Here is a 15,262-nt window from a genome sequence, read left to right on the forward strand (position 1 = left end):
TTCTATTGCTAATTACATTATAGCAATTTTTAATTATACCTGCATGTTGTCAGAGATTAAATTTTAGTTATATTGTAGGCTGGAAGTAAATATTTAGAAAGGTTAATACTGCTAAGTTTCGTACGTCCATGGTTGTGTTATGGTCGTTTATGCCATGGCTCTAATGTCCCAACGATGGTTTCTTTGTTACTTCCTTTAATTGCTTGAATAACTCCATTTGATATTTCACCATGTGTTAACCATCTAGAACCCTGTTCTTCTATTTTGAACCCCAACCTAACTTCTTTTATAGTACAATTTGGTACGCTCTCTTCTCGAGTTTCCTTAATGCCTGATAAATGACTACTACTACCTTTTACCAAAATTAAAGTCCATTGTTTGTGAGGTTGCACCTCATATAGTGTATCTATTATTACGGAAACCGCTTGAGGGGAAGTACTATGTATCCAAGCAATCACCATATTAATTGTTTTATGTTCTTTGTAAGCATTTATCACTTCTTCTTTTAATGCACTTATATCCTTGTAATCTAAATTTCTCGCTTTAACTTTATATCTCATTTCTAGTTGCTCTAGCTTATTGTGATCTCTTCCGAATGCTATTGTATGAGTTGAATGTTTAGCAACCCATCCCGTCACTTCAGCGAGCATTCCCGTCCCACCAAATACTAATACATTTCCTAATTCCATTTAGTACTTACCCCCTTAGCTTGTTTCTCAGTCAAACTTTTACAAATCAAATTTCTCCTTAACTAATTCTGCAACTTCCTCCGCACTCAAATTGGTATTGTTGATCTTCATATAGTTCAGGAAATCGATTTCGTCTTCTAAGGAGTTCAGTCTATATTTCTCAATAGATTGCTTCAACCTATTTTCAGACCATTCAATATCCCTTTTTGATGGCTTATGTTCCAATCTATTAGAACTTTTATTTCGTTGAATTCTCTCGCCCAAACCAGCTTCTAATTCCACATAGTACACAGTTGCCCCTTTGGACTCAAATAGCTGTGTTACTCGCTTTACATAGTCCCAATCAGCTTGTAAATTAAACGCCCATAAGTAAGTGAAAATCATTCCATATAAATCACTTTTTGCTACTTCTTCAAATATTTCCTGCCGAAATAAGTTAACTAACCTTTTCCCTTCTTTCGTATCATAATCAAAGAAATGGCTGACCAAGTCAATTGTCATATGATTATGAAATAGTTTTAGGTCTGTTATCTTTGCTAACTCCTGACCAACTGTCATTTTACCTACTGCTTGCGGCCCAGTAATAAGAACAAACTTCATGCAATACTCTCCTCAGCATATTATAGATTCAAGGTCACGGTACATACAGATGGCTAGTCCTTATGATAGGCTTACGGACTTGTTAAACGTTGAAAACTTCGAGTTATTCCGAGAGAACCTGCTACATTACCGCTTATGTTTATTCTCTCAGATTCTTAATCGCCAGAATTGATTTATCCTGAACGATGTCTGTTTCTGAAAATCCAAATGAAGCGTATAATGTTTTAGCTGTGAGATTATTTCTGTGATAAAAGAGTGCTACATATTCTGCCTCACCATAAGGCATCGTTTCAATATCCTTCAACATTTTTTCAAAGGCAAGCTTGCCATATCGTTTCTCCTGATAATGCTTGTCAATCATAATATGCCAAATAAAATAGCTCATCTTCCCGTAAAAAACTTCATTTTCAAATGATTCATGATCCATTACATCATAAGAATACATCAAAAACCCAACCACAACTCCATCAGCATAAATGGCGTAGGGGATAGCTGGTTCCCCGTTTTCGTTCAACACATAAGCGTCTGCTATGTATCTAAGGTTAGTCGTTGCTACAAAGTCTTTCTGGCTTTCTTTCACCTCGAGTGCTATTACTTCATCTATGTTATCCCCGGTTATTTTTCGTAATTCAATCATTTTTTTCTCCTAACTAATGATCTGGTTTTGTTAGCGCACTGTTATGGTGAAATAGAATTTATTCAAGGTTCTGCCTCACCCTAATTATTGACGCTACCAATAACAGCAAAGTCAAAAACAAAGTAACGGAAATGCCTTGATAGAACAGCTCGTTGTTCTGATACAGAATTGCTTCTATGGGGAAAATGTATTGAAAGGGATTCACCCACGAAAATGGAGCCCAATTGGTCAAATTCCCTAATTGATAGCCACCTACTAGGGTAGCAACTGTGGCTGCCAACGTAGCGAGTAAATGTTTGAACACTAAACTATAAAACATGTATAAGGCCGTGACAAAAACAAGCAGGATAGCAAAAAGCAGGATAACATAAAGAATATAATCAATTGTAGGCATATAGAAGAATTGCCCCTCTTTTTCAATCAGTACTGGATAGGCAAATGACCCATCTGCCCCGAATATCTTTCCGACACTCATGCCGAGAGCTATAACAAAGATAAAAGTAAAAAAGAAAGTAGCAAGCGCACTAAAATACTTACTCCAAATTAACTTTGGCCTGCTTAATGGTAATGTAAATAATAGACGAATAGACTTATTCTCAAATTCCCTCGTCACAATTTCTCCAATAAGGAGTAAAGCGATCAGTAAACCACCATAATTAATGAATACATCCACAACTTGCTTTAGGAAGTTGGGAAAAGCTGTGCTATAGTTCTCATATTCTGGGGCTATCCCTAACTCCAATAAAGTATGATTCATGGCTAACCTATAAGAGATCTCGTCTTCTGAAATGGGATAGTCCTCTTCTGTAGCCTTATAATTACGAATGGCAATTAATAGACTGTTTTCTATTTCTAATGTCCGTCTCCAGTCCTCTGCAGATAACGAATTTCTCAATTCCTTTGCTAAATTCCACACCTTAAGGTTTAATTCTTGTTTTCTCTCCGTATCCTCATTGCTGCCAATTGTTTCTATCTCATTTGTGTAGTTAAAATCTTTTGTGGAACTTGTTTCAATAAATAAAGCAATCTCTTCATTTTTTTGCTCTTGCGCATAATCAGCGAATAAACTATTTCGAATGAATAGAAATAAAATAGAGCAGAAAAGAATTAGGAGTATAACGAGAAACTTTTTGGTCCAAGCAATTTTCTTCAACTCAAATAGAAATAGCCTCATTCCGTATTGGTCCCTTCAAATAATTCCAAGTATCGCTTTTCAGCACCAATTCGTATGATTTCCGTATCCTCAACTAGGATATCGTGTTGGTTTAAGAGGCTAATCACTTCTTGCAGTGAAGTATGATTGTCATCAAACTCAATCTGTTCCTCTTTATTAACTTTAACAGGATAGGCGTTTTCTTCTAAAATGGCTTTTGCTTGGTCTATCTGGTTTACAGTTAGAAAATACTTTTTTGTATTATAGTCTTTCAATGATTCTTCTAAAATTCTTCCATCTTTCATAAAGTAAATCGTGTTCGTTAGCCGATCAATTTCATCTAAATTATGGGAAGAAATAATAATAGTGGTACCTTCTTCGTGCAACTCTAATAAGATCTTCCGCATATTAATGGCACTGGTAGGGTCTAATCCATTTATTGGCTCATCCATTAGCAATAACTTTGGACTATTTATGATCGCCATCGCCAAAAGGAGATGCTGCTTCATACCGAGCGAGAATTTTTGAACCCGTTTTTTCAAATAACGTTGCATACCAACCCGCTCTGCCACTTCTATTATTTTCGAATTAGGAAGCTTCATAACACTACAAACGAATTTCAAATGGTCATATGCAGTTAAATTTTCATAAAGGATTCGATTATCTTGTAAATAAGCAATATCATAGAAAAGGGATGTATCTGTATAATCCTTTTCTAGCAGTTTAATCGTGCCACTATTAAAAGATAATAGATTCGTCATACAATTAAATAGAGTGGTTTTCCCCGAGCCATTTGGGCCGACTAATGCAACGATTTGTGGGTGATCTATTTCAAACTGAACCCCTTGAAGAATCCAGTCTTTTTTATATTTCTTTTTTAAGTTATCAACCTGGACAATCATCGGAATCCTCCTCATTATACTAGACTAATACTACTTGGCTTTTCTTCTAAAAAGGAAGAAAGCAACGAGTATTATAATTAAACTGAAGATAAATAAACTGATCATACCGTTCCACATGGTGAAGTTATAGTTATCTGCGTTGAATGCGTATTCCATTGTAATAATTTCGATGACATGAAAGTAATGAAATGGGTTGAATGGTGCAAGCGCTTGGGCCATTGCAATATCGGAATCACTAATTAGATAGCCCAAACCCACCGTTATTACGGTAAGCACAATTGTCATAAACGTCTGCTTCAATAAAACAGAATATAAAAATAGCCAACTATAACAAAAAATCAACAAACCAAAAAAGAGTAGCAAGGATAATAGAATAAAGTTTCCCATCTCTATAAATCGAAAAGAGAAATCAGGTTCATAAATGAGGACGGGATAGTCCCAGTCACCAAAACGGTCAAAAACTATTCCTAGTAACGCTCCCCATAGGATTGTGGCTAATAATACAAAGATTGTTAACAGGACAAGCGTAATCAACTTACTCCAAATAATTTTCCAGCGCTTTAATGGCATGGTACCCAAGAAGTGAATTGGTCCATTACGACCGAGACCTTCTCTAGTGATCATACTCCCGAAGAGGAATAAAAAGAAAATGGCACCTCCAATGGTTAAACCGTTTCCAACAAGAAGATATAAAAAATATATAGAAGACGAATCATACTTATTAAAAAATTCATATGCAATTTCTTCATCAAGGGCTGTGTTGAACACCCTATCATAAGCGGTTATTTCTGAAGCATTATGTATAGGGAAAACAGGTTGTATATTGTGTGCGAGAAGCCATTTATTTCTTTCAATAACAACTTCATTTGTGAAGTGCGTTGGCCATGTATAAACATTTTCCTCTGCTTGAGAAGGAATCCCTTTAACTATTTCTTCAGAAGTTGTTATTTCGTAGTGGATAATAGTCTCCCAATCATGATTTCTTGCAGCTTCAGAAAGCATATCGATTTCTTCCATTTCTTCAAGGTGGTATGCAGCTCTATCCTCCTCTGTATTACTTAACTCATCAATTGATAATTGATGGCTTGATTTTATGATTTCATTTTTATGAATATAATCATCAACCCGTTCTGTATGCACATAGCTATAAATGAAAAAGAAGCTAACAAACACGATTAATGCTAGTAGCATCATCACAAAATAGAGGGTTTTGCTTATTTTTTTAATTTCAAATGGTAATAAATCCTTCATGGAAATACCTCCTAGATCAAAAGCGCAAGCGGCCGTGTAGAGACTTACGGAGGTGAGGGAAGTCGCGCTAGTCTCTGGGCGCTGAAGCTGGATGTAGCTGTTGCTGTCTAAGAACAATATAACGCCAATTTTTTTATACTTTCTTACCTCTGAACAAACCAGAGAAAAGATCCTGCAAATTGATTAAGATACAGCTGAAATTCGTTTAGCTTACGACTGCTCGGAATGCATAATAGGCTCTCTTTGTCTCCTCTTCATCCCAGATTACATGAATCAGATAAAAATGTGCTCCTTTTTCATCGGGAGCTGAAAATTTAATTAGGTCCCTATCTGTCTTGCTATCTACAATTTTCCCTTCTTCAACGCGAAGGCCAAATTGGAGAACTTCCACTTTGTAAGGTTGAGCAGAGACTAACAATTTATCTCTTTCTACATACATATAGATTTCTAGTTCTTCTTCTTTATTCACTAATAAAGGATCTTCGGAAGAAATGTCTCCTTTAGGGTTTTCTGGGTGTAAAGCACAGTCTTCCTCCACACTTTCATTCCAACAGAAACCAATATTGCTTGGTGTAACAACGTCTGACTTACTATGTATGGAAATATCTATCTTTTCATTAGCATTCTGGGGAACTAGTTCTTCCTTGCCTGTTTCTTCTCCCGTTTCCTCAACTATTTCTTTTTCTTGCGATACTTCTTCATATTTTTCTATAGGAACCGTTATTTTAGCATCCGTACAAGCCGTAACAATCAAGAGAATACCTATAATGACGAATAGCTTTTTTATGGTGCTCACCTCTTTTCTGGAGGGGATATTTATGTATTTGGAAATATTAGTTAAAACATTTGTCTATCTATTATTCGCTATTTAGTTTAAAACTCCTTTTAAATATTGTAATTATTAACATTTTTATGTAAATTATAGTTATTATATGATTAAAACGACGTAAACATATAGAGGTGTTAAGGGAGCCTCATGAAAGCTAAGTCTAGCCAAAGAATCGAAAAATAACCGTCTACATGATTCAAGTTGTAAACGATTATTTTTAAGTTAACTGTAAAATGCATATAAACAGTTCAACACTTTTCAGACTTCAATTTCATAATTTGCTGATTTACGACATAAGTCAGAAGATAGTCCTTGAAATAAATTAAAAGCCTTGCTGCATCATCCTTAATACAACTTGTAAAAACTGTTACCAATTGATAGTCTGGTGCGACAATAATATATTGTCCTTCATATCCAGAGGCCAAGAATATCCTAAACGATTTTCATTGTTATACGTTTAATAATTCTTAAGGTTTCATGTACTAGGTAACGTACATCATTGATGTTCCTATTTCTACTATTTTAAATCTATTGTTACGCAATATTAGTATTCCTTAAACAAGAAAAGAACCGAGGTAACGTACCTTTCGTACGTTCTCGATTCTTTTGAAATATAGTGTCCTGCCTATACATATTCGTGGTATTCGTTTGGGTCCTGCCCTTCTACTCGGCCGTCTTCTCCTTTATCCAATGAATCAATTTTTTTGATATCCTCAGTGGCTAACTCAAAGTTGGTACTATTGAAATTTTCTTTTTGATGCACTGTATTACTTGATTTTGGTATAGAAAATACGCCAGCTTGATAATTCCAACTTAAAATAATTTGTGCTGGGGTTTTATCGTACTTATCCGCAATTTCTTTAATTGTGTCATTTTCCAGCACGTCATTCAGATATCCTCGACCAAAAGGACTCCAAGCTTCAGTAAGAATGCCCCGTTTCTTATTTTCTTCCACCATACGGTTATTATTAAAATACGGATGACGCTCCACCTGGTTTGTAGCAGGTGTCACACCTGTTGCCTCGATAATGTCGTCCAGATGTTCTGGCTCAAAGTTTGAAACGCCTATGGTTCTGATTAACCCTTGTTTTTGAGCATCCACTAAAGCCTTCCAAGCTTCTACATACTTGCCGTCCTTAGGATTAGGCCAATGAATTAAATACTTATCAAAATAGTCTAATCCAGTGCGTCGTAGAGATTCTTGAATAAAGATAAATGCCCTATCATATTCATGGTAGGCGCCGGGCAATTTCGTACTAATTAAAATTTCTTCTCTGGGTAGGGCGGACCGACGTACCGCTTCGCCAACAATTCCTTCATTATCATAGTTTGTTGACGTATCGATCAAGCGATATCCTATATTTAATGCGTTTAAAATTTCAAACGTGCCCTGATCCCCATTAATACCAATCGTGCCTAACCCCACATAAGGAAGCACTGCACCATCATTTAGAGTAAAACCGTTATTATTAAAAGTCAAAATCTCATCTCCTTTAAAAATTTTCGTAAGGTAAGTTGAGAATGGAAAATAGATATTTCCTCCATGTCTGCGATTAGGAAACCCATAGGCACCGTTCTCAAACATTGATTCTAGATATCATGGCTGCCGTTCCATCGTCTAGCTCAGCCATGGAACCGCCATTTTATGGTCTTTTCACCTCTCACCAAGATGCCCATAAATACTATACCCGGAATAAAAAATTCCTACACTAATTGAAATTGGTTGTAGGAAGAAGGACATCTTAGTCGTAGATTTTCTATAAATGAAATTAAACCCACACAAGGTGACTAGATATTTATCCATGAAAAAAAGAACCGAGAAAGCGCACCTTTGTACGTCTCTCGGTTCTCATGTTCAGTGACAATAAAGTCGGAAACCAAAACCCTTGATTTTGCAGAGTCTAAAGGTTCTTGGTACATTCATATTAAGAAATAAAGTTGGAAATTTATTTATAATGTAAGTGGATTTACTAACAATTAAAGTTGGAATCTGTTCCTTATAGAAACCAACTCTACAGTAATTTCGTTATACAAAACGCGGTTACCTCATTTTTTCCTGCTTTAATAATTATAAAACTTTTAAGGTAACGAATCCTGAATATCTAATTTACTCTTAATGGCCACCATGATCATGGACATGGTCTTCCTCACTCTCATTATCATGCTCATGATTTTCCTCGCTTTCATGATCGTGTTCCTCATCTACATAATCTTCTTCATTTACACTCCCCACGTTAAATTCTTTTGTTGGCATCATGTGTGAAGCCCGGGCTGTTACATGTGCGGTAACTTCATACAATCCTTCATCCTCAAAAGTATGCGTTAAATTATAAATACCATCCTCGTTGAGTTCGCCCTCTATTTTGATGGAATCCTCTTTATTTCCTTTTTCCCAAATCTCAAACAGAACTTCATCAGCATCTTCGACATTCTCTTCTCCATGCAGTACTTTTACTTGAATTGTGCCCTCTTGACCCGGTTCAAAAGAGTTCGGTTCAGTCAAAAATTCTACGTCTAATGTTTTTAATCCTTCTTCTTCATTAGAACCTGATACATTGGATTCTTCGTTCGATGCATTACCACAACCAGATAAAATGAAGAAAAATAGTACTAATACTGGAATTAGTTTTTTTAACATATTAATCCCCTTTCTCATTTTAATTAAGAATTTTTATGTGTTCTATCATTTCTTCATAAGGTACTTCCTGGTATCCATTATACTTTTTAACGATAGTACCTGACTGATCCACGAGAAAGAAACTTGTGCCGTGAATAAATTGATCAGAATTTTCCGGAGGTTTAGCTGCCGCAGTTTTAAAAGATTTTTCTGAAATGTTTTTTATATAGTCGAAAGTGTACCCCCCTAAAAATGACCAGTTCGATAAATCACCTCCGCGATCAGTAATAAAGTCTCTTCGAATATCTGCCGTATCTCTTTCTGGGTCTATACTAAATGACACAATTTGAATTGGTACATCCTCACTTTTCAATTTGTTTTGAAGTTTTGCCATATTTGCCGTCATTGGAGGACATACAGTCTCACAATTAGTAAAAACAAAGTCGGCTATCCAAACTTCTCCTTTCAAGTCTGATAACGTAACCATGTTACCAACCTGATCTGTAGCTTTAAATTCTTCAACTGACCAATTGAGTTTATCTGGTATCGTTTGTTCAGTGTTGCAAGCGGCGAATAAGAAAGTGATAATAAATAAACATAGAATGATGCGAAACTTCATTATTATACCCCCAAAGTAATATAAACTGTTATTCTTGCAAGACTTTTTCCAAATCCTCTGCTATTTTGCTCATTTCCTTGGATTCCATGCCACTATAGCTTTTAACTACTTTTGCATCAGGGTTTATGAGATAAAAGTTAGTTCCATGTGCAACTTGGTTAGAATCTGGTATTTTTTTAACCATTGATTGAAATGATTTAATAGATAAAGTTTTAATTGTTTCATAGTCATAACCCGTCAGAAACGTCCAATTACTAAAATCAGCTTGGAATTTCTCTCCAAATTTTTTTAGCGTCTCAGGTGTATCATTATCTGGATCTACACTAAAAGAGACTAATTGCACATCTAAGTTTTTACTTTTGATCTTTTCTTGCAAACTCGCCATATTTGCAGTCATTGGCGGGCAAACAGTTGTACAATTTGTGAAAATAGTATCAGCAACCCACCAGCTACCTTCTAAGTCTTGTAGACTTAAGAACTGTTTATCCTGTGTGGTAAACTCAAAGGATTGCATCTCTCGAGACATATTCGTTTCAATTTTCTCCTCGTTACAAGCAGTAAGAAAGATGATGGCAACAAACATTAAAATAAATTGTTTCTTCAGTGTAATCACGCTCTCTTAATAATAAATTCGAAGAACTAGTTATTGATGATGTTCATGCGATGTGTTTTGATCTGGTCCTGATTGCCCTAGTTTCTGTTTCTCACTTTCTAGTTTGACTATTTCCTCAGGTGAGGCAGTCCCCACTATAAATGGAAGTTTCGGCATCACATGCATTCCTTTAGCTGTAACATGGGTTTGCACATAATAAATCCCCTCTTCTTCAAAATTCTTTTCTATATTATATAGACCATCTTTTTCATGTTTTCCTTCAATACGTTCACTATTATCTTGATCATTTTCCTTCCATAACTCAAAGATCACTTCATCGGCATTTTTTACTGTTTTTGCTCCTTGTGTAATTGCTACACTTAGATCAGTACTCTTAGCTAGAGGAATACTACCTGGTATTAAAATTTCTACTTGTATAGCTTCAGTAGAATCTGATGTTGCTTGATCCTCTCCGAAGTTACAAGCAACAAGAAAAGATAAAGAAACCAAAAACGTCATCATAATAAATTTCATACAATTAGAGACCTCCTTTCACATACACATGATTCATCTCTAACCAATCCACTGTTTAACTTTTGGGATTCTTTGGATAATGAAACGATCTACAATCCAGATAAATATAAGAGAAAGCCCTGCTAGTGGGAAGAATATGCCAAGAGCTATTATGAGTATTGCTAATCCCTTTAGCATCTTGAAATCTTTTGGTAAAGATGGTGCACCTAGTTTTCCTGTCGGCCTGCGCTTCCACCACATCATTAATCCACTGATGACAACCAGGATAATCCCGATCATTAATAGAAGCATAAAAATTTGACTTAGCAGGCCATATTCTCCTTGATGAAAGGCAATTCCGAGTGACATTGCTTTACCCAAACTGCCATAATCGTCCCAAGTGTAATTCACTAGTGCTTCCCCACTATATTGGTCAATATGTAGTGTCTGCTGTGTCCATGGGCCTGGGCGATTTGGAAATACATCTGCTGTATCCAAAAACACAGTATAAACTCCCTCCTCACTTTGAGGGAAAACAATTTGATAACCTGGATGAACCTGTTTATCTTCTACGGTCTCTATGACATTCTCAATGGATATTGGTACTGTGCCATTACTAGTTGATGCTGGAACAAGAATGTTTTCCGCTGCCCATGGAACGTCCGCTACCTCTTTTGTTGGTATAGTCGACGTTGGAAACGCATAGGATTCCCATGGTTGATCGCCAGCAGGTCCTCCAGTACCAGTAGCTTCAACTGCCTTGTGTGCCATACCTCCCCAAACGTCAGACCACATTAGACCAGATAACACTTGAACAACAATAAAAATTGACAACCACACAGCTGTAACAGCATGTAAGTCGCGCCAGAATAACCTTTTTCCCTTAAAAGCTCGAATCCGAGGAACCAATGACCCAAAGATCGATTTTCGATTACGTGGCCACCATAGGTAACAGCCTGATATTACGAGAATAATAACCCAGCAAGCAGCAAGCTCAACTAATCTATTTCCAATCGTACCTCCCCATAACACTCCATTATGTAAGTCCTTGACATATGCCATGAAACGATCGCCTTCATTAATAGTACCAACGATATCACCATTATATGGATTAACATATACAGAAATCTCTTTCCCTCTATCCATCATCCCTACAACTGCTGTTTTTTCTACACCAGAGGACGGTGTCATACTGGTAATTTCAGCATTGGGGTAATTCATTTTTACTCCATTTACTTGTTCAGTTGGTGTGAGCCTCTCTCCTTCTTGTTGAACATAGTAAAGGTCATGGTACATATAGTCCTCTATTTGCGATTTAAAAAGGTACACACCTCCGGTAATAGCTAGAAATAGAATGAGAGGAGCGAAAATAACACCTGCATAGAAATGCCATCGCCAAATCGCGGTGTATATTTTTTTATTTTGTTTAGCATTCGTTATACGCGGTTCTTCTTTTTTAGTTATTGTGCTCAAGGGATAAGCCTCCTTTACTTGATGCTAATGCTAATGTTAATTGCCACACTCAAAAGCATCTTGCAAATTTTAATATGATAAACTACTTCTATTAATTCATTTAAGCGGTGCACCTCACCCTCTAAACCTTTTTCAACTTTTCTAGCATATACTGGAATGTGAGAACTTATGTTATAGAACAGTCATTATCAAACACGGTAACCACTATGAACCTTTTTAGAGCAGCGCTTACAATTGGTTTTGAGAACTTTTACAGTTAATTCATTTAGGAATGTATTATTACCATTTACATCGAACAAAGGCTATAGCAGTAATGGTACAGTATAGATGTGAACTTTTTGTGTAATAATTGTGGATTTCAGAAAACAATTCCTATTTTTGTGTGTACTGTCCTTGTCAAAAATAAAGCCCTCAATTACAATGATTTCAAACATTGTATGCACTAAATACCTTGTTTAATTATGCATATTAATCTTTAAATAGTTTAGTATGATTAGATAAAAGAAACTAAGATGATGATATTTATACTTATCTTTCATCTACCTTTATAATGAACTGCGGATGCGGTATTTTGGAATGGGGGATCGTATGAATCAAACGACTATTATGGTAATTGATGATGAGCAGCAGATGAGACAAATGATAAGGACGTTTTTAGAAAGAGATGGGTACACAGTCCTCGAAGCGACCGATGGCACCCATGCCCTTTCACTATTAGAAAAAAATAAACCACATTTATTAATTGTAGATGTAATGATGCCTTTTATGGATGGGTTTACATTTGCCAAAGAACTCAAGCCCGCTTCTGATCTCCCTTTAATCTTCTTATCTGCTAAAGGAGAAGAATGGGATAAGATTCATGGTCTAAAACTGGGTGGCGATGATTACATTACGAAACCTTTCTTACCTGAGGAACTACTCGCACGAGTCGAATCGGTACTTAGACGGGCATACCGTCATAAGACTAGTTCCGATATTCTAACAGCTGGTCCAATTGTTCTTAACAATATTTCGCATCTAGTGACATTGGAGGGATCTTCCCTTTCATTAACTCGTAAAGAGTTTAGCGTGCTTCAGATTCTTTTAAAAAACACTGGGCGCGTATATTCTAGAGAACAACTATTGCATCTCGTTTGGAAAGAAAGCCAGCAAAGTAGTGAACGAACTGTAGATACTCACATTAAGACGTTACGTCTAAAAATGGGTCACCACGGACATTTAATCAAAACTGTTTGGGGTGTTGGTTATAAATTTGAGGTAGAGAATGAAGAAGCTTTCATTTAACAAACAAATACTTATTGTCTTTTTCTCCAGCATCGGTTTTAGCATTCTTTTTTCCTTTTTCTTTATTCATTATTTATATTCTGAATTATATTTATCAAGCATTGAGGAATCTATTGTATATCAAGGCCAGCGGACAGCCGCCCATTATCATTACGGAGAATTGGACGATGAAATCATAAGCAAAATTCAGTGGTATAATGTCGTTTCGGAATATGACATTATTGTCGTGGATGACCTGGAAAATCTCTCTACATACTTCCCTTACCAAGTAAACTATGAAACACTTGTTGATGCACACGATCGATCTGAATTAGAAGAGGGAAGATATGTAATGAAAGAGGGGTTTGTGGATGAGTTTAACAGAGAAATTCTAGGAGCTATATTTCCTATAAAAGGGGAACAGGAACTAATTGGATTTATTTATATTTATGTACCTCTAGCTGCAATTATAGATGTGTTTAGTAATAGTATTCCCATAATGCTCATAGTAGGGACTTTGTTTTTCTTTATTCTCTTTTTTGTTGTTAAACGTGTTTGGAAATCTATTTACAGACCTCTCAAGAATTTACAAAATCTCGCATTTGAAGTGTCAAAAGGGAATTACTCCAATCAAATACAAATTGAGCGTAATGACGAAGTCGGGCAATTTGTGAAAGCATTTAATCAGATGAGCATAGCATTAGAGCAACAAGAAGAGCGAAAGAAAGAATTCACATCAAGTGTCGTACATGAACTGCGCACTCCTCTTACATATATTGGTGGGTACGCCGAAGCGCTAAATCAGAAAATATATACCTCTCCCGAAGAAGCAAAGAACTATTTAACAACTATCGGGAAAGAAACAACAAGATTAAGCAAGTTAATTAATGATCTCGCTGATTTGAATTATTTACAGGAAGAATTATATACAATCGACAAGCAACCGATTGCCATTGCACAATTATTATTTGATACAATCGATTTATTTGAAATTCTTATTAAAGAGAAAAAAATGCACCTTTCTCTTAATATTGAAGAAGAACTTATTGTGTTTGGTGACGCTAAACGCATCCAACAAGTATTTTATAATACCATCGATAACGCTCTCAAATACTCATTAGAAGAGGGTTCGATCACAATTAATCTCATTAAAACTAACCAAGCTGCTCAGTACCAGATCATTAATTCCGGTATTGTCATTCAAGAGGATGATCTCAAACGACTTGGGGAACGTTTTTTCCGAACAGATAAAGCAAGAACTCGAACAACAGGGGGAACAGGACTTGGCTTGTCCATAGTAAAAGAAATTGTTCGATTGCATGAAGGAACATTCTCTATTACTAGTAATAATGCGATTGGGACAACGGTCACTATTCAACTACCTCATGCGGATATAGAAGGAGTGTGATGACCTAATGAATATTAGATATATAGCTTATATCGTTTTTTGTCTTATTATCCTTTCTGCATGTAACGCTAATCAACCAATCGAAAAGAAGATTGATTCGTTTTCCTTTACAGATCAAAATAATCAACCATTTGGCATTACCGATTTAAGTGAAAGTATTTGGATTTCTAATTTTATTTTCACCTCATGCGAAACTGTTTGTCCGCGAATGACGTCTGAAATGGCCTCATTACAAAAAACATTAAAAAAGGAAGGAATAGAAGTAGAATTTGTTTCCTTCAGTGTGGATCCTGAGGTTGATTCGCCCGAAATATTAAAAGAATATATTAACCAATATACTGATAACGAAACAAATTGGCATATGTTGACGGGCTATACTCAAAAAGAGATTGAAGCATTTGCAAGAGAGCAATTTCAAACAATTGTCCAAAAACCAGATACTTCTAACCAAGTTATCCATGGGACAACGTTTTATCTAATAGATGATCGAGGGTTTATCTTGAATGAATACAACTATGTTGATGATTCTTATGAAGATGAAATTATAAACGACATTAAAGAAATCAGCTAGTTAGGATGCGAAAAGTCCTCTTACAGATACTGTAAAAGGACTTTTTTAGATTTTATAGTTGTTACTTCAAAAAGTTGTAGATCGTGTTTTTCTAAGTTGTAAGTTTTCTGAAGAGGCAATGCACTTCATTGCGTCCATTTTCTTA

The 15,262-nt window shown here is 35.9% G+C and carries 16 protein-coding genes; 3 read left to right on the plus strand and 13 right to left on the minus strand.

What is annotated here, in order from left to right:
• Positions 1-137: 137 nt before the first annotated feature.
• The 13 genes from BN985_RS01600 to BN985_RS01660 all read right to left on the minus strand — a co-directional run bounded on the left by BN985_RS01600 (position 138) and on the right by BN985_RS01660 (position 11,875).
• Complete coding sequence (locus BN985_RS01600) at positions 138-689, minus strand: Rossmann-fold NAD(P)-binding domain-containing protein (RefSeq protein WP_042220697.1); 552 nt, start codon at positions 687-689, stop codon at positions 138-140.
• A 39-nt stretch (positions 690-728) separates the two neighbouring features.
• Positions 729-1,289, minus strand: a complete 561-nt coding sequence (locus tag BN985_RS01605) for an AAA family ATPase (RefSeq protein WP_042220698.1) — start codon at positions 1,287-1,289, stop codon at positions 729-731.
• A gap of 139 nt (positions 1,290-1,428) precedes the next feature.
• Positions 1,429-1,926, minus strand: coding sequence for a GNAT family N-acetyltransferase (locus BN985_RS01610; protein ID WP_042220700.1), 498 nt, complete (start codon positions 1,924-1,926; stop codon positions 1,429-1,431).
• 58 nt (positions 1,927-1,984) lie between these two features.
• A complete protein-coding gene (locus BN985_RS01615) occupies positions 1,985-3,100 on the minus strand; it encodes an ABC transporter permease subunit (RefSeq protein ID WP_042220702.1) in 1,116 nt (371 codons plus the stop codon).
• Positions 3,097-3,981 carry an ABC transporter ATP-binding protein gene (locus tag BN985_RS01620; protein WP_042220703.1) on the minus strand — a complete coding sequence of 295 codons (885 nt, stop codon included), beginning with the start codon at positions 3,979-3,981 and terminating at the stop codon, positions 3,097-3,099. The genes BN985_RS01615 and BN985_RS01620 overlap by 4 nt, the downstream gene beginning before the upstream one ends.
• Positions 3,982-4,011: 30 nt before the next feature.
• A complete protein-coding gene (locus tag BN985_RS01625; protein ID WP_042220705.1) occupies positions 4,012-5,232 on the minus strand; it encodes an ABC transporter permease in 1,221 nt (406 codons plus the stop codon).
• Between the two features lie 205 nt (positions 5,233-5,437).
• Positions 5,438-6,028 carry a hypothetical protein gene (locus BN985_RS01630; protein ID WP_156960053.1) on the minus strand — a complete coding sequence of 197 codons (591 nt, stop codon included), beginning with the start codon at positions 6,026-6,028 and terminating at the stop codon, positions 5,438-5,440.
• Positions 6,029-6,686: 658 nt separating this feature from the next.
• Positions 6,687-7,541, minus strand: a complete 855-nt coding sequence (locus BN985_RS01635; protein WP_042220709.1) for an aldo/keto reductase — start codon at positions 7,539-7,541, stop codon at positions 6,687-6,689.
• A 633-nt stretch (positions 7,542-8,174) separates the two neighbouring features.
• The gene (locus tag BN985_RS01640) at positions 8,175-8,699 is read right to left on the minus strand and encodes a FixH family protein (protein WP_042220711.1); all 525 of its coding nucleotides are present in this window, start codon (positions 8,697-8,699) and stop codon (positions 8,175-8,177) included.
• Between the two features lie 19 nt (positions 8,700-8,718).
• The gene (locus tag BN985_RS01645) at positions 8,719-9,297 is read right to left on the minus strand and encodes an SCO family protein (protein WP_042220712.1); all 579 of its coding nucleotides are present in this window, start codon (positions 9,295-9,297) and stop codon (positions 8,719-8,721) included.
• Positions 9,298-9,325: 28 nt separating this feature from the next.
• A complete protein-coding gene (locus BN985_RS01650) occupies positions 9,326-9,910 on the minus strand; it encodes an SCO family protein (protein ID WP_332257416.1) in 585 nt (194 codons plus the stop codon).
• Positions 9,911-9,940: 30 nt separating this feature from the next.
• Positions 9,941-10,423 carry a FixH family protein gene (locus BN985_RS01655; RefSeq protein WP_042220715.1) on the minus strand — a complete coding sequence of 161 codons (483 nt, stop codon included), beginning with the start codon at positions 10,421-10,423 and terminating at the stop codon, positions 9,941-9,943.
• A 39-nt stretch (positions 10,424-10,462) separates the two neighbouring features.
• Positions 10,463-11,875 carry a PepSY-associated TM helix domain-containing protein gene (locus BN985_RS01660; RefSeq protein WP_084157428.1) on the minus strand — a complete coding sequence of 471 codons (1,413 nt, stop codon included), beginning with the start codon at positions 11,873-11,875 and terminating at the stop codon, positions 10,463-10,465.
• A 603-nt stretch (positions 11,876-12,478) separates the two neighbouring features.
• Between BN985_RS01660 and BN985_RS01665 the strand changes: the two genes are divergently transcribed.
• Genes BN985_RS01665 through BN985_RS01675 form a run of 3 tightly spaced genes read left to right on the plus strand, consistent with a single transcriptional unit; the run spans position 12,479 to position 15,117 of the window.
• On the plus strand, positions 12,479-13,159 hold the full coding sequence (locus BN985_RS01665; RefSeq protein ID WP_052360653.1) for a response regulator transcription factor: 681 nt from the start codon (positions 12,479-12,481) through the stop codon (positions 13,157-13,159).
• On the plus strand, positions 13,140-14,546 hold the full coding sequence (locus BN985_RS01670; RefSeq protein ID WP_042220717.1) for a sensor histidine kinase: 1,407 nt from the start codon (positions 13,140-13,142) through the stop codon (positions 14,544-14,546). Before BN985_RS01665 ends, BN985_RS01670 begins: the two co-directional genes overlap by 20 nt.
• A gap of 7 nt (positions 14,547-14,553) precedes the next feature.
• The gene (locus BN985_RS01675; protein ID WP_042220719.1) at positions 14,554-15,117 is read left to right on the plus strand and encodes an SCO family protein; all 564 of its coding nucleotides are present in this window, start codon (positions 14,554-14,556) and stop codon (positions 15,115-15,117) included.
• The last annotated feature ends 145 nt before the right edge of the window (positions 15,118-15,262 follow it).

It is taken from the genome of Oceanobacillus manasiensis (genome assembly GCF_000724085.1).
Taxonomy (GTDB): Bacteria; Bacillota; Bacilli; order Bacillales; family Amphibacillaceae; genus Oceanobacillus_B; species Oceanobacillus_B manasiensis.

What these genes read in the sequence shown, in the direction of transcription:
- BN985_RS01600 (WP_042220697.1), bottom strand. Translation starts at nt 689, where the DNA reads ATGGAATTAGGAAATGTATTAGTATTTGGTGGGACGGGAATGCTCGCT.
- BN985_RS01605 (WP_042220698.1), bottom strand. Translation starts at nt 1,289, where the DNA reads ATGAAGTTTGTTCTTATTACTGGGCCGCAAGCAGTAGGTAAAATGACA.
- BN985_RS01610 (WP_042220700.1), bottom strand. Translation starts at nt 1,926, where the DNA reads ATGATTGAATTACGAAAAATAACCGGGGATAACATAGATGAAGTAATA.
- BN985_RS01615 (WP_042220702.1), bottom strand. Translation starts at nt 3,100, where the DNA reads ATGAGGCTATTTCTATTTGAGTTGAAGAAAATTGCTTGGACCAAAAAG.
- BN985_RS01620 (WP_042220703.1), bottom strand. Translation starts at nt 3,981, where the DNA reads ATGATTGTCCAGGTTGATAACTTAAAAAAGAAATATAAAAAAGACTGG.
- BN985_RS01625 (WP_042220705.1), bottom strand. Translation starts at nt 5,232, where the DNA reads ATGAAGGATTTATTACCATTTGAAATTAAAAAAATAAGCAAAACCCTC.
- BN985_RS01640 (WP_042220711.1), bottom strand. Translation starts at nt 8,699, where the DNA reads ATGTTAAAAAAACTAATTCCAGTATTAGTACTATTTTTCTTCATTTTA.
- BN985_RS01645 (WP_042220712.1), bottom strand. Translation starts at nt 9,297, where the DNA reads ATGAAGTTTCGCATCATTCTATGTTTATTTATTATCACTTTCTTATTC.
- BN985_RS01655 (WP_042220715.1), bottom strand. Translation starts at nt 10,423, where the DNA reads ATGAAATTTATTATGATGACGTTTTTGGTTTCTTTATCTTTTCTTGTT.
- BN985_RS01670 (WP_042220717.1), top strand. Translation starts at nt 13,140, where the DNA reads ATGAAGAAGCTTTCATTTAACAAACAAATACTTATTGTCTTTTTCTCC.
- BN985_RS01675 (WP_042220719.1), top strand. Translation starts at nt 14,554, where the DNA reads ATGAATATTAGATATATAGCTTATATCGTTTTTTGTCTTATTATCCTT.